The sequence below is a fragment of the Pseudomonas sp. 2,4-D genome, from assembly GCF_030418155.1.
Lineage (GTDB): Bacteria > Pseudomonadota > Gammaproteobacteria > Pseudomonadales > Pseudomonadaceae > Aquipseudomonas > Aquipseudomonas alloputida.
This window is the reverse complement of the sequence record NZ_JAUHUI010000011.1, coordinates 135507-149131: the sequence shown is the minus strand read 5'-3', so window position 1 is coordinate 149131 and position 13625 is coordinate 135507. Positions and strand designations below refer to the sequence as shown.

Genomic DNA, 13625 nt, shown 5'->3' with positions numbered 1-13625 from the left:
CCAGCGCCCGGCCAGGCCGAGCTGCCTGCGCCGGTGCAGGGCCAGAGCCTGCCGCTGTACCGCCCCGAGGTCCCGGTTTATGCCGCAGCGCCGCGGGGTGCCGCGATCATCGCCCGTCAGGCACTGGGCACCTTCCACCAACGCCAGGGCGACCAGCTGTTACTCCAGGGTGAAAGCGCCATGCCCGCCAGCTGGGGGCAAGCCTACGGCGGCACGCTGCGCCAGCAATGGAGCGGCACGGTCAGCCCGAGCCTGGACGGCGACCTGTACGGTTTCAAGGTGGGCCAGGACCTGTATGCCAAGGTTGGCGACAACGGTTACCGCCAGCATGTTGGTATCTACGTAAGCCATAGCCGCCTGGACGCCGACGTCAAAGGGTTTGCCCTGGCCGTTCACGACCGCAGCGTGGGCGACCTGAAGCTCGATGGCGACAGCGTGGGCACCTACTGGACGCTGGTCGGGCCACAGGGCGCGTACCTGGACGCGGTGTTGCAATACACCCGCCTGGATGGCCGCGCCCGCTCCGATCGTGGCGACACGCTGAACGTCGACGGCCACGCCTGGACAGCTTCACTGGAATCGGGCTACCCCATCACCCTGTCCGAGCGCTGGCGCGTGGAACCGCAAGCTCAGCTGATTGCGCAAAAGGTCGCGCTGGACAGCGCCAGCGACAGCGTCTCGCGCATCAGTCATGACGCCCAGGTCGAGCTGACCGGCCGCCTGGGCCTGCGTCTGGAAGGTGCGTTCACGGGAAGCAGCGGGCGCCTGTTGCAGCCCTATGCGCAGGTCAACCTGTGGCACGGCGACGGTGGGCGCGACACCTTGACCTTCGATGACGCAGACAAGATCAAGACCGACTACCGCTATACCTCAGTGCAACTGGAAAGCGGTGTGGTAGCGCAGGTCAACGAAGCGCTGAGCCTGCATGGCGGCGTGCAGTACACCGCCAACCTGGACAGCCGCCAGCAGGAAGCCAGCGGCGTCAACCTGGGCGTGCGCTGGCAGTTCTAGCGGCGCGCAGCCAGCAGACCAAGGCCCGCGCAACCCAGCAAGGACGCGCTGACCCGGTTGAACATCCGGCGTGGGCCGGGCTGGCTGAACCAGCGCTGCATGTAGGCGCCCAGGCCTGAGTAGATGGCAATGGCCGCCCATTCCAGCAGCAGGAACAACACACCCAGCCAAAGGAACTGCTCACTTACCGGGGTGCTGCTACCGACCGAGACGAACTGCGGCAGGAAGGCGGTGAAGATCAGGATGGCCTTGGGGTTGCCGGCCGCCACCCAGAACTCCTGGCGCGCCAGGCGCCAAGTACCGCCTGGGTGATCGCTTGCCACCACGGTCTCGCTCACGGGTGCGCGCCACAGTTGCCAGGCGATGTAGAACAGGTAGGCCGCGCCCACCACCTTGATGGCCAGGAACAGGTATTCGCTGGTATGCAACACCACTGCCAGGCCCATCGCTGCCAGGGCGATCATGCCGCAGAAGGCAAGGATACGGCCGGCGCCGGCCACGCAGGCGGTGCGCAGGCCGTAACGGCTGGCGTTGTGCAGTGACAACAGGTTGTTAGGCCCTGGTGCCATGTTCAAGGCGAAGCAGGCGGGGATGAAGAGCAGCAGGCTTGAAAGGTCCATTCTCGTTTTCCTCTGACAACAGCCCTCTATTTCGGTGGGTTCCAGGCCCTGCGGTCAAGTAACAGCCAGCGATAAAAACTGTACGGGTGCGCGGCACCTGTTACCCTGCCGACAATACCGAGGAGCCTGTAATGCCCCGTTCCCACGCCGCCCTGTGGCGCGACCCGGCCCTGGCACATGTCGAAAGCCGGCGCGCCTGCCACAGCCGGGCCTGCTACAAGGCCCATAGCCACCCGACGTTTTCCATCGGTGCGGTGGATGCTGGCCGCAGCCATTTCACCGGGGCTGCCGACGGCCAGCAACTCCTGGCACCCGGCACCCTGGTACTGGTCCCGGCCCACCGCGTGCATGCCTGCAACCCGGCACCCGGTCTGGCCTGGAGCTATCAGATGCTGCATGTGGATGCTGACTGGCTGACGCAGTTGCGCCTGGAGTCGGGTCTTGGCGGTATCGGAGCCGGCGAACCGGTGCGTATCTGCAGGGAGGCTGAGGTATATCGGCAGTTCTGCGATCTGAACAGGTTACTGTTTTCCAGTGCCTGCAACGGCGAGAAAGATGCGGCGCTGATTGCTTTTCTTGGGGACCTGGATTTCTCCGCGCACCCACCGCTGACAGCGGCCCCCGCCCTGGAACCAGCTACCTTGAGCGGGTTGCTGGCACGCATCGAACACCAGGACCCTGCGCAATTGAGCCTGGAGGTGTTGGCGCGGGAGGCGGGGCTTGGGCGCTATCAACTGATCCGCGCGTTTCGAGCGGCTACCGGGTTTACACCGCATGCCTACCTGCTGAATGCCCGGGTCAATCGCGGGCGGCAACTGTTGAGTGAAGGGCTGGCCCTGGCGGAAGTGGCCTACCAGCTTGGGTTTGCTGACCAGAGCCATTTCCAGCGGGTGTTCAAGGCCCATGTGGGGGTTACGCCGGGGCAGTACCGAGGAAACTGAAGGCTGCTGCATGTGCAATATTGTTCAATACGCCAGAACAGGCCCGGCAGCAGACTGCGGTTTTTTCCGTAGAGCAGCCCCCAATGCAACAATTCATGATCATCGCCCTCGCCCACTTCCTTGCCCTGCTCTCACCCGGCCCGGACTTTTTCCTGGTCGCACGCAACTCGATCAACAGCGGCTGGCGCATCGCCAGCGGCGCCTGCCTGGGCATAGCGCTGGCCAATGGCGCGTTCATCCTCATAGCCTTCACCGGGCTTTCAGTACTGCAGGAGGGCAGCCCGCTGTTCACCGCCCTGCAACTGGCCGGCGCCAGCTACCTGCTGTACATCGGCGTGCTGTTCCTGCGCCATGCCGGGCAAACCAGCCTGGGCACAGTAGCAGGCAGCCAGCGGGTTCATGGCTGGTGGCGCAGTTTGGGCATGGGCTTCTTGTCCGGCATCCTCAACCCCAAGAACGGGTTGTTCTATGCCAGCCTGGCCAGCATGGTCGCCAGCGTCAGCGCCGGCTGGAAAATGGCCTACGCCGTATGGATGTTCAGCATCGTCCTGCTCTGGGACTTGCTGGTCGCCGTGGCCATCGGCAACCAGCGGGTACTGCGGCGATTCGCCCGCAGCCTGGCGTGGCTGGAGCGGGCCTCGGGGATCATGCTGGTGATGTTGGCAGGGGCGTTGTTGCTGCATCTGGCTCGGGGCTGACCCGTTGCAAGGTGCGCATGTCGACCAAGGTGAAATGGCCGCTGGCCCATCCCCCCGTATCCAGGTGCCACACATTGCCCAGCAGCTTGGCCTCCAGCACCGGGGTGTGGCCAACCAGCAGGGCTCGCAGGCCCTGCACCGGTTGGGTGTCACCCTCTTTCAGGCGCCGACGCGACCACTGGCACACTTGGCGCACCTCAGGGTCGTCATCCAGCTCCAGCCAGGAGCGTAATACCGCCCAGTCGGCAAACGGACTGTCTGCATGCAGCAGGCCTACCAGACCATCCGCACTCTCCACTTCCATGGCAATCGGCAACTGCTCGAAACGCTCCACGAAACGCAGTTGCTCGCGCCGCGGCAAGTCGAGGAACCAACCACCCCCGGCGGCGCGGTACATGCCCAGGTCGAGCCGCCCACCGCGCACGCGGGTGATTGCCAAGGCCTCATGATTGCCCTGGACGGCATGGAACCAAGGCTGGGCCAGCCATTCCAGCGCTGCCTCGCTGTGCGGCCCACGGTCGACCAGGTCACCTACGCTGAACAGTCGGTCCACCGCCGGATCGAACCCTACCGCATCCAGGCATTGTTGCAGGCGCTGGAAGTGGCCATGGATATCGCCCACGGCCAGATCCCGTCCCCGGATATTGGCGATCAGCCGCCGAAACCGTGCCATTACAGTGTTCCTCCGCTGGTAGCACCCTGCCCGCCTTCGCGCGGGCCCTGCTCATGGCGCTGTCACTGGACAGCATGGCACAAGGTACCGTGGCTGCGCAGGTGGTGGGGGGCGTTTTGCTGCGCCCCCCAGGCTTCCTGAAAACCCTTCACTGGAACAGGCGTTGGTGCCGGTAGTATGCTCGGCACGTCAATCTTCACCAGGGAATGGTTCTGATGAAACTGTGCGCCGTACAACTGGCGTCGCTCAAGGGCGATTTGCCAGGCAACCTCCAGCGCCATCTGGTTTGCATCGAGCAGGCTGCGGCCCTGGGTGCCGAACTGGTGGTGTTCCCCGAGCTGTCGCTGACCGGCTATGAGCCGAGTGTGGCGCGCCAGGCCGCCCTGCCCGTCACCTCCGCGCGCCTGGACCCGCTGCAGGCAGCCTGCGACCGCCTGGGCATTACGGTTGCCGTGGGCCTGCCATTGCCGACACCCGACGGCATACGCATCGGCATGCCCATCTTCTGCCCTGAGGCGCCGCGCCAGGTCTATGCCAAGCAGCGCTTGCATGATGATGAGCTGCCTTACTTCACCCCAGGTAATCAGGCATTGCTGCTGGAGGTGGGTGAGCACCGCGTGGCGCCGGCGATCTGCTACGAATCGATGTTCCTGGCGCATGCCGCCGTGGCCCGCGAGCGCGGTGCCGACCTGTACCTGGTCAGCGTTGCGAAAACCGCCAAGGGTATCCGCGAGGGATATGCGCACTACCCAGAGGTGGCACGCGAGCTGGGCATGCCGGTATTGATGGCCAACTGCGTGGGGCCGGCCGACACCTTCATCGGTGCTGGCGGTTCTGCAGCATGGAACACCCAGGGGCACTTGCTGGCCAGCCTGGATGACCACAGTGAAGGGCTGATCGTACTCGACACCCGCAGTGCCAGCGCGATCACGCTGCCCTTGGCCCCGTACCTTGCATGATCTATCTGTTTCTAGCGTTGCTGAGTTACGCCAGCACCTACTGCCTGGTCGGCTTGCTGATTCAGGGTCAACTTGCCGATGTGGCCGAGGGCTTGCGCCATCGGCCCGATGCGCCTACGCCCGGCGAGTACCTGCGTGAGGTCGAGCCCCGCGCACGTCAGGCCCGGCGGCAATACACCCTGATCGCCGGTTCGGTGCTGGCCGTGCTGGCCTGCCTGATCGCCAGCGGGTTCGGTTGACGCCTTACAGGTCCAGCGCCAGGCTTTGCCGCCCTTCCAGCGCCAACAGATACTGCTTGGCCGCCAGGCCACCGGCAAAGCCGGTCAGGCTGCCCGACGCGCCGATTACCCGGTGACAGGGAGCGATGATCGAAATCGGGTTGCGGCCATTGGCAGCGCCAACCGCGCGTACCGCCCTGGGGTTGCCGAGCTGCCGTGCAATGTCGCTGTAGCTGCGGGTTTCGCCGAACGGTATCGCCAGCAATGCGGCCCACACCTGGCGCTGGAACTCAGTACCGGCAAAGTCCAGCGCCAGCTCGAAACGCTGGCGCTTGCCGTCAAAGTACTCACCCAGCTGGCGAGCGGTTTCCCGCAATACCGGGCACTGGTCGTCCCGGTGCAGTGCGCCCAGGCGTACGCGATTTTCCCGCTCCTCTTCCCACAATACGGCTGCCAGGCAATTGCCACGGGCCACAAGGGTGAGCATACCGACGGGCGATGGCATGATCGTGAATGCGCTGGACATAGCCGGCTCCTGCAAGTTGCGACCGCCCAACTGTACGCATCCACAGTCTTTCATGCACCCGCTTTCTTGCTCAGTTCATTGCGCAGCCGGCAATGTGCCGCGCCTGGCTGAGCGTGACCTTGGGTATCAGCTCAGCGGGAATGCGTGATGTTGCCGACAGGTTGTAGACGTGGAAATGCTCGCTGACCACTTCCCTGGCCATCAGCTTCAACGACGGCAGGATGCGGCTGTCCCAATGCTGGTCGAGCCCGCACGGCGAAGACGGGCCCTGGCCGTCCTCGTAAAAGCGCCCGACGCTCTGGTCGAGGTCAACCCCCACCAGCAACACTTCCTCGAAGCCCAGGTGATAGGCCAACTGCAAGGCTACGTAAGCCACCGTGCGGGCATCGAAAAAGCCATGGGCCATGTCTTTACTGAAGGCGATCGAGCGGCTGCGTTTGCTCCACAGTGCCCGGTTGCACACGCAACTGTCACCATGGCCGCGCAAACCGTCCAGCAGGCTCGGCGTGTCGGCTTTGTGCAAGGCATAACACTGGGTGTGGGCTGGCACATCGGCACGCGCATACTGCTCTGGCCACAGGGCCAGGCGTTCGCTGTCGCGCACGGCAGTGGCAAACAAGGCCGGCTGTTGCTGGCAAAAGCTTTTGTCGGTGCACACGTAGAAGAAGGGTTTGACGCCGTGTTCGGCGGTCATGGCGACCGACCCATTCATGGTGATGATGGGCAAGTGCGCAAACTCGCCCAGCGGAAAATGTTTGGCAGAAGCGCCGGAGGCAAGGATCACCACGGGGCCCTGCTGGGAATTGCGACACGCCTCGAAACCGGAGAACGCCCCGCGTTCAGCGCTTGGCTGCGACGGAAGTGTGTTCATCAATGGCATCTTTAACTGGACAGTACAAACCACAATACTGATCCGTGTATATGCCGTGGCCGCTTTTACCTAACTTTACCTGGGTGAACTTAAGTCAACCGCCATTCCCTTGTTTGGCGGGGTTTTGGGGCTGCGCGCTGGCAAAGACCACGTCAGCAACAAGACGGGGCGCAAGGCGCCCCCAAGCATCGCAAGCCACCTCTACATTGCAGTCTGGCGAATGCGTTTCTTGTCGATCTTGCCCACACTGGTCCTGGGGATCTCGTCCACACACCGCACCTGCCGTGGTACGGCCCACTTGGCCAGGTGCCCGCTGTCAACGTACGGCTGCAGGTGCCTGGCCAATGCCGGCTGGTCCAACTGCACACCGTCATGACAGACCACCAAGGCCAAAGGTTGTTCCCCCCACTGTGGATCAGGAATACCGATCACCGCGACCGAGGCGACGGACGGGTGCTGGCTGATCAGGTTCTCCAGCGCCACCGAACTGACCCACTCGCCACCGGTCTTGATCACATCCTTGATGCGATCGCGGATGCACACCACGCCCAGCGGGTCGATACAGGCCAGGTCACCGGTGTGCATCCAGCCACCCAGCCACAGCGCCGCGCCTTGCTCCGGTTCGTGCAGGTAACCCTGGGTCAGCCAAGGCGCGCGCACCACGATTTCGCCCAGGCTTGCGCCATCGTGCGGTACTTCCCTGCCTTCGCTATCGACGATACGCAGGTCCACCAAGGCAATTGGCACACCGGCATCGATGCGCAGCGGCAGCTGCTGCGCCATGGGCTGTGCCAGCAAGTCGGTGCTCAAGTGGGTGATGCTGAGCAGCGGGCAGCTTTCCGACATGCCGTAGCCACAATGCACACTGATGCCGCGTGCGCTGGCACGCTGGGCCAGGCTCAGCGTCAGGGCGCTGCCGCCCAGCAGCATCTTCCAGCCGGTCAGGTCGGTGCAGCGCCCTTGCTCGCTGTCGAGCATCATTTGCAGCACCGTCGGCACGCAATGGGAGAACGTCACTCCCTCGTCATGGAACAGGCGCACCAGGCGGTTGGGCTCGTATCGCCCGGGGTAGACCTGCTTGATGCCCAGCGCCGTGGCCACATAGGGCACGCCCCAGGCATGCACGTGGAACATGGGCGTGATCGGCATGTACACATCGCCGGTGCGCAGCAACGGTACCTCCCCACACGCGGCCAAGGTGCCCTGCTCGACCAGGGTATGCAAAACCAGTTGCCGGTGGCTGAAGTACACCCCCTTGGGGTTGCCGGTGGTGCCGCTGGTGTAGAACAGTGTGGCCAGCGAGTTTTCGTCGAAGTCGGCAAATTCGAACTGTGGCGCTGCAGCCGCCAGCATGGCTTCGTATTCGCCCAGCAAAGGCACTGTCTGCGCGGCGGCAGCGCCGTCGCTGAGGCGGATGATGCCCTCGACTGCCGGCAGGTCGGCGCATAGCTGCTGCATCAATGGCAGGAAGTCGTCATGCACCAGTACCCACCGATCCTCGGCGTGGTTCATGGTGTAGCGCACCTGCTCGCTGGACAGCCGCACGTTTACCGTATGCAACACCGCCCCCAGCATCGGTACGGCAAAGAAACATTCCAGTGCCCGGTGGCTGTCCCAGTCGAGCAATGCCACCGTGTCGCCAGGCTTGACCCCGGCCGTGGTCAGCACGTTGGCCAGCCGTTGGATGCGTTGCAGCAACGTGGTGTAGGTGTAGCGCAGCTTGTCGGCGTAGACGATTTCCTGGTTGGGCTGGTAGCGCACACCCGACAGCAGCAGGCGTTTGATCAGCAGCGGATAGGCATAGGCCTGCTCGGCCCGGGGCATGACGCGAGTGGTGAGCATGTTGGCGGCCATCACAGTTGCTCGGCCTTGAGCAGGTACAGGCTATCGCTGCCGGCCCTGACACTGGCGCTGAGCGAGTGGATGCGTGGTAGCAGGCGTGCAAAGTAGAAGCGCGCGGTGCCGAGCTTGCTCAGGTGGAACGGCTCTGGTGCCGCCTGGCCCTGGCACACCACGGCCATGCGCGCCCACAGGTAGGCGTAGAAGGTGTAGCCAAACACGTGCAGGTACTCCACCGCCGCCGCGCCAAGCTCGCGCGGGTTGCCTTGGCTGCGGTCGAGCAGCCAGGCACTCAGTTCGTCAAGGTTGTGCACGGCAGCCAGCAGTGGCGCACTGAACTCGGCGTGCGCCACTGGCAGCGCCTGGGCAAAGCTGACGATTTCGTCAGACAGGCCACGGTAGGCCTTGCCGCCATCACCCAGCAGCTTGCGCCCTACCAGGTCGAGCGCCTGGATGCCATTGGTGCCTTCGTAGATCTGGGTAATGCGGCAGTCACGAATCAACTGCTCCTGGCCCCACTCGCGGATATAGCCGTGGCCACCCAGCACCTGCTGGCCGTGCAGGGTAGTCTCCAGTCCCATGTCGGTGAGGAAGGCTTTCGCTACCGGCGTAAGCAACGCCACCTTGGCCTCGGCATTGGCGCGTGTAGCCGGGTCGTCGCTGTATTTGGCCATGTCCAACTGCAACGCCACGTAGGTGGAAAATGCCCGCCCGCCCTCGTTCAGCGCTTTCATGGTCAGCAGCATGCGGCGTACATCCGGGTGGACGATGATCGGGTCGGCATACTGCGACGGCGCTTCGACACCCGACGGCGCGCGGCCTTGAAGACGATCACGGGCATAAGCGATGGCCCCCTGATAAGACCGCTCGCCCAGCGCCAGCCCCTGGATACCCACGCCCAGGCGCTCGTAGTTCATCATGGTGAACATGGCATTGAGGCCCTTGTTCGGCTCGCCGACCAGGTAGCCGATGGCGCCGTCGAAGTTCATCACGCAGGTGGCCGAGGCCTTGATGCCCATCTTGTGCTCGATCGAGCCGCAGCTCACTGCATTGGCCTCGCCAAGCACGCCGTCGGCGTCGACCAGCACCTTGGGCACCAGGAACAGCGAGATGCCTTTGGGGCCGGCCGGTGCATCCGGTAGCCGCGCCAGCACCAGGTGGATGATGTTCTCGGTCAGGTCCTGCTCGCCGCCAGTGATGAAGACCTTGGTGCCGCTGATGCGGTAGCCGCCGTCGGCGAGGGGTTGTGCACGTGTGCGGATCAAGCCCAGGTCGGTGCCGGCGTGGGGCTCGGTCAGGCACATCGAACCGGCCCAACGCCCTTGGTACATGGGTGGCAGGTACAGCGCCTGCAAAGCCTCACTGGCATGGTTGAGCAGTGCCAGGCAGGCCCCGGCGGTCAGCATCGGGTACAGGCCAAACGACAGGTTGGCGGCATTGAGCATCTCTTCGAGTTGGGCACCGATCACCTTCGGCATGCCCATGCCGCCGTAGGCCGGGTCACCGGCGACACCTACCCAGCCGTCAGCGGCAAATGCCCGGTAGGCATCGGCGAAGCCGTCGGGCGTGCGTACCTGGCCAGCCTCCCAGCGGCAGCCCTGCTCGTCCCCACTGCGGTTGAGCGGCGCCACTCGCTCGGCAATCAGCTTGCCGGCCTGCTCGAGTATGGCCCTGGCAGTGTCACCATCGACCACCTCGGCCAGGTCGGGCGTTTGCGCCCACCAGGTCGGGATGTCGAACACTTCGTTGAACAGAAAATCCATGTCGCGCAGTGGCGCAAGGTAATCAGACATGAGGCGAGCACTCGGTTTCTTGGGTTTGAGAAAGCGCCGGCGCCTGGGCATCGGCAGCTGCCGGGGCGCCCTGGCCACGCAGGAGGAAGTGCGACAGCGCGGGTATCAGCACCAGCGCGCCGAGCATGTTCCACAGGAACATGAAGGTCAGCAGCAGGCCCATGTCGGCCTGGAACTTGATTGGCGACCAGGCCCAGCCGGCTACGCCAGCGGCCAAGGTGATACCGACCAGCCCCACCACCCGACCGGTGAAGGCCAGGGCTTTCTGGTAGGCGTCGGCCAGGCTCAGGCCGGCGCGCTGGTAGTGCAACTGCACGCTGAGCAGGTACAGCGCGTAGTCCACGCCAATGCCCACCCCCAGGGCGATCACCGGCAAGGTGGCGACCTTGACGCCGATGCCCATGGCCACCATCAACGCCTCGCACAGCACCGAGGTAAGCATCAGCGGCAGGATTGCCACCAGCGTCGCTCGCCAGCTGCGGAAGGTGACCAGGCAGAACAGGGTCACCGCCAGGTACACCAGCAACAGCATGCGGTGGTTGGCCTCGCGCACCACCTCGTTGGTGGCGGCCTCGATGCCCGCGCTGCCGGCGGCCAGCAGGAACTGGTGATCAGCACTGCTGTTGGCCTGGGCGAAGCGCTCAGCCGCTACAGCCACCTGGGCCAGCGTGTCGGCGCGGTGGTCCTTGAGGTAGGCGATCACCGGCATCAGCGAACAGTCGTTGTTGAACAGCTCCGGGGCGTTGACTGAGGCTTGCTGGGCGGCGTAGTTGAGCACGTCCTGGTTGCGCTGCAGGCTGTTCAGGCGCGCGTTGCCTTCGTAGGTACCCGCAGTGATCTGGCGCACCGCGTTTGCCAGCGACACGGTGGTCTGCACACCCGGCAGTTGCTGCAGCTCCCAGGCCAGGCGGTCGGCGAGGATCAATGTCTGGTATTGCAGGCAGCCTTCGGGGGCCGTCTTGACCATGACCGCGAAGGTATCGCTGGACAGTGCGTAGTGCTGGGTGATGTAAGCGTTGTCGAGGTTGTAGCGCGAATCCGCACGCAGCTCGGGGGCGCCACTGTCGAGGTCGCCGATTTTCAGCTGGAGGCTACCCCAGGTGCCAAGGGCGGCCAACGCCAGGGCAGCCAGCAGTGCAGCACTGGCCCACTTGCGTTCGGTGAATCGGTCAAGCAGCGCCCACAGCCGGCCGAAGCCACGGTGCTGATCCGCGCGAGCATCGATACGTAGCGCTCGCTCGGCAGCCTTGCGGCCTACACCGACATAGGACAGCGCCACCGGCATCAACAGCAACGAGGTAAAAATCAGCACCGCCACACCAATGCTGGCGGTGATTGCCAGGTCCTGGATCACCGGAATATCGATCAGCATCAGCACCGCAAAGCCCACGGCATCGGCCAGCAGTGCGGTGACCCCGGCCACGAACAGGCGGCGGAAGGTATAGCGGGCGGCAATCTGCCGGTGCGTACCGCGGCCTATGTCCTGAAGGATGCCGTTCATCTTCTGCGCCGCGTGCGACACGCCGATGGCAAAGATCAGGAACGGCACCAGGATCGAATACGGGTCGATGGCATAGCCCAGCCAGGCGACGATACCCAGCTGCCATACCACCGCAGCCAGCGAACACACCACCACCAGCAAGGTGCTGCGCACACAACGGGTATAGCAATAGATGATCACCAGGCTGGTCAGCACAGCCAGCGCAAAGAACGCCATCACCTGGATCAGGCCGTCGATCAGGTCGCCCATCAGCTTGGCGAAGCCGATCACATGAATGCGGTACTGGCCGCTGGCCTGGTACTGACTGCGCAACTGTTCGAGCTTTTGCGAAAAGGCATGGTAGTCCAGGCCTTTGCCGGTGGCTGAGTCCTGGTCGAGCAGCGGCACCACCAGCATGCTCGACTTGAAGTCGCGCGCTACCAGGCTGCCGACGATGTTGGCACGCTCGATGTTCTGCCTTAGCTGTTCGATATCACCGCCTGCGCCTTGATACCCGTCAGGCATGACCGGCCCGCCCTGGAAACCCTCCTCGGTAACCTCGGTCCATCGCACCGCCGGGCTCCACAATGACTTCACCCATGCCCGGTCCACGCCTTGGCTGAGGAACAGTTCGTCGTTGATATGACGCAGGGTCTGCAGGTAACCCGGGTCGAAGATATCGCCGTGGGTGTTCTCTACCACCACCCGTACCGCATTGCCCAATCCGCGCAGCGAAGCGCGGTTTTCCAGGTAGTTCTGTATGTAGGGGTGGCTCTGCGGCAGCATCTTGTCAAAGCTGGGGCGCAGCTCCAGGCGCGTCGCCGCCATGAAGCCGAGCACCAAGGTTGCCAGCAGCATGCACAGCAGAAATGGCCAGCGATGGTTGAACACCAGGCGTTCCAGGCAATTGCCCGAGCGTGGGTCGAAATCGGCGAGGTTGCGGATTACCGGAAGCGTATCTTGGCGGGTAGCGGCCATCAGGGTCTTCTCTTGTCAGGATGCGGCGTGGGGTTACCGGCCTGGTTGCGCACGCCACGCTCGCCCACCAGCACCAGGCCGTTACCGGCATCGCTGACGAGGGCGGTGACTGGGCTGCGGGGGCTGTGGGCTACCGGCTTGAAGCTGGCGCCGTCATCGCGGCTGAGCAACAGGTCACCGGCCTGGCTGGCAAGCCAGAACTCCCCGTCACGGTCGATACCGGCGGCGGTGAGGCTGGCGTTGATGCCGGTATCGAGCAGTTCCCACTGCTTGCCGCCATCGGTACTTCGGTAGGCGTGGCCGCGCAGGCCGTAAATCAGCAGCACACCGGGCTTGCCAACGACGCCGAACAGGGTGCCGGCGTAGGGTGTGACGACGCGGACGAAGCGCTTGCCGTCCCACTTCAGCAACAGGCCCTGCTCGCCCGTGATGAACAGCTCGTCGCCCACCGCGGCCAGGCTGGTCAGGTGCAAGCCTTGCGGGTTGTCGCTGTGGTCGAGCCACGGCTGCCAGTGCTTGCCGCCATCGGTGGTGCGAAGCAGCAGGTTGAACACCCCCACCGCGTAGCCCGTGCGGGCATCGCCGAACCACACATCGAGCAAGGCATTGTCGGTGCCCGCGCCTGGCAGCTGCTCGGCCAGTACCCGGCCGTCCAGCTGTTTTTGCCAGTGCATGCCACCGTCACGGCTGTGCAGGACCACACCGTCATGGCCCACCGCCCAGCCCAGCTCGGGCGTGGCGAAGCTCACCGCATTCAGGTCGGCGCTGACCGGCACCTGGGCTTGCTGCCAGTGCGCGCCGTGGTCATCGGAATACAGGATGTGCCCGCGCGGGCCGACCGCGACCAGGCGCTGCCCGGCCAGGGTCACATCACGCAGGGCGCTGCTGCTGGCAAGGGCGCTGGGCATGGCGGGCACATCCAGCACATCGGTGAATGGCGCTGCCTGGGCCGCGCCATGCAGCGCAGCCAGGGCCAGCATCACCACGCTGCATCGGTTGAAGACAGACATTGGAACCT

Annotated in this window: 13 protein-coding genes; 5 read left to right on the top strand and 8 right to left on the bottom strand. The window is 64.4% G+C overall.

Annotation, left to right across the window (positions count from 1 at the left end):
• A partial coding sequence (locus QYE47_RS11230; protein WP_301158964.1) for an autotransporter outer membrane beta-barrel domain-containing protein occupies window positions 1–1011 on the top strand: 1011 nt, incomplete at its 5' end.
• Here the strand turns inward: QYE47_RS11230 and QYE47_RS11225 are convergent.
• Entirely contained in the window at window positions 1008–1631 is a 624-nt protein-coding gene (locus tag QYE47_RS11225; RefSeq protein WP_012052432.1) for a LysE family translocator, read from the bottom strand. The two genes, QYE47_RS11230 and QYE47_RS11225, sit on opposite strands and share 4 nt — an antisense overlap.
• Window positions 1632–1762: 131 nt before the next feature.
• On the opposite strand from QYE47_RS11225, the gene QYE47_RS11220 reads away from it, so the two are divergent.
• Entirely contained in the window at window positions 1763–2572 is an 810-nt protein-coding gene (locus tag QYE47_RS11220; RefSeq protein WP_014591077.1) for an AraC family transcriptional regulator, read from the top strand.
• 83 nt (window positions 2573–2655) lie between these two features.
• Window positions 2656–3270 (top strand): LysE family translocator, encoded by a 615-nt coding sequence (locus QYE47_RS11215; RefSeq protein WP_014591078.1) that lies wholly within the window; start codon window positions 2656–2658, stop codon window positions 3268–3270.
• On the opposite strand, the gene QYE47_RS11210 is transcribed toward QYE47_RS11215, so the two are convergent.
• A complete protein-coding gene (locus QYE47_RS11210) occupies window positions 3218–3943 on the bottom strand; it encodes a serine/threonine protein phosphatase (RefSeq protein ID WP_019438472.1) in 726 nt (241 codons plus the stop codon). The two genes, QYE47_RS11215 and QYE47_RS11210, sit on opposite strands and share 53 nt — an antisense overlap.
• 215 nt (window positions 3944–4158) lie before the next feature.
• Here QYE47_RS11210 and QYE47_RS11205 point away from each other — a divergent pair, with 215 nt between their 5' ends.
• Complete coding sequence (locus QYE47_RS11205) at window positions 4159–4902, top strand: carbon-nitrogen hydrolase family protein (RefSeq protein WP_014591081.1); 744 nt, start codon at window positions 4159–4161, stop codon at window positions 4900–4902.
• The gene (locus tag QYE47_RS11200; RefSeq protein ID WP_014591082.1) at window positions 4899–5141 is read left to right on the top strand and encodes a hypothetical protein; all 243 of its coding nucleotides are present in this window, start codon (window positions 4899–4901) and stop codon (window positions 5139–5141) included. The genes QYE47_RS11205 and QYE47_RS11200 overlap by 4 nt, the downstream gene beginning before the upstream one ends.
• A gap of 4 nt (window positions 5142–5145) precedes the next feature.
• Here QYE47_RS11200 and QYE47_RS11195 read toward each other — a convergent pair whose 3' ends face one another.
• The 6 genes from QYE47_RS11195 to QYE47_RS11170 form a co-directional block, all read right to left on the bottom strand.
• Entirely contained in the window at window positions 5146–5646 is a 501-nt protein-coding gene (locus tag QYE47_RS11195; RefSeq protein WP_004576657.1) for a methylated-DNA--[protein]-cysteine S-methyltransferase, read from the bottom strand.
• A 70-nt stretch (window positions 5647–5716) separates the two neighbouring features.
• Entirely contained in the window at window positions 5717–6517 is an 801-nt protein-coding gene (locus QYE47_RS11190; RefSeq protein ID WP_014591083.1) for an LPS biosynthesis protein, read from the bottom strand.
• Window positions 6518–6718: 201 nt separating this feature from the next.
• Window positions 6719–8371, bottom strand: a complete 1653-nt coding sequence (locus tag QYE47_RS11185) for a fatty acid--CoA ligase (protein WP_014591084.1) — start codon at window positions 8369–8371, stop codon at window positions 6719–6721.
• A complete protein-coding gene (locus QYE47_RS11180) occupies window positions 8371–10149 on the bottom strand; it encodes an acyl-CoA dehydrogenase C-terminal domain-containing protein (protein WP_014591085.1) in 1779 nt (592 codons plus the stop codon). Before QYE47_RS11180 ends, QYE47_RS11185 begins: the two co-directional genes overlap by 1 nt.
• The gene (locus tag QYE47_RS11175; RefSeq protein WP_014591086.1) at window positions 10142–12607 is read right to left on the bottom strand and encodes an RND family transporter; all 2466 of its coding nucleotides are present in this window, start codon (window positions 12605–12607) and stop codon (window positions 10142–10144) included. Before QYE47_RS11175 ends, QYE47_RS11180 begins: the two co-directional genes overlap by 8 nt.
• Window positions 12607–13617, bottom strand: a complete 1011-nt coding sequence (locus QYE47_RS11170) for a YCF48-related protein (protein WP_014591087.1) — start codon at window positions 13615–13617, stop codon at window positions 12607–12609. Before QYE47_RS11170 ends, QYE47_RS11175 begins: the two co-directional genes overlap by 1 nt.
• Window positions 13618–13625: the final 8 nt, after the last annotated feature.

Excerpts from the sequence above, each read along its gene's own strand:
- QYE47_RS11200 (WP_014591082.1), top strand. The coding sequence starts at position 4,899 with ATGATCTATCTGTTTCTAGCGTTGCTGAGTTACGCCAGCACCTACTGC.
- QYE47_RS11205 (WP_014591081.1), top strand. The coding sequence starts at position 4,159 with ATGAAACTGTGCGCCGTACAACTGGCGTCGCTCAAGGGCGATTTGCCA.
- QYE47_RS11190 (WP_014591083.1), bottom strand. The coding sequence starts at position 6,517 with ATGAACACACTTCCGTCGCAGCCAAGCGCTGAACGCGGGGCGTTCTCC.
- QYE47_RS11215 (WP_014591078.1), top strand. The coding sequence starts at position 2,656 with ATGCAACAATTCATGATCATCGCCCTCGCCCACTTCCTTGCCCTGCTC.
- QYE47_RS11210 (WP_019438472.1), bottom strand. The coding sequence starts at position 3,943 with ATGGCACGGTTTCGGCGGCTGATCGCCAATATCCGGGGACGGGATCTG.
- QYE47_RS11185 (WP_014591084.1), bottom strand. The coding sequence starts at position 8,371 with ATGGCCGCCAACATGCTCACCACTCGCGTCATGCCCCGGGCCGAGCAG.
- QYE47_RS11180 (WP_014591085.1), bottom strand. The coding sequence starts at position 10,149 with ATGTCTGATTACCTTGCGCCACTGCGCGACATGGATTTTCTGTTCAAC.
- QYE47_RS11195 (WP_004576657.1), bottom strand. The coding sequence starts at position 5,646 with ATGTCCAGCGCATTCACGATCATGCCATCGCCCGTCGGTATGCTCACC.
- QYE47_RS11170 (WP_014591087.1), bottom strand. The coding sequence starts at position 13,617 with ATGTCTGTCTTCAACCGATGCAGCGTGGTGATGCTGGCCCTGGCTGCG.
- QYE47_RS11175 (WP_014591086.1), bottom strand. The coding sequence starts at position 12,607 with ATGGCCGCTACCCGCCAAGATACGCTTCCGGTAATCCGCAACCTCGCC.
- QYE47_RS11220 (WP_014591077.1), top strand. The coding sequence starts at position 1,763 with ATGCCCCGTTCCCACGCCGCCCTGTGGCGCGACCCGGCCCTGGCACAT.
- QYE47_RS11225 (WP_012052432.1), bottom strand. The coding sequence starts at position 1,631 with ATGGACCTTTCAAGCCTGCTGCTCTTCATCCCCGCCTGCTTCGCCTTG.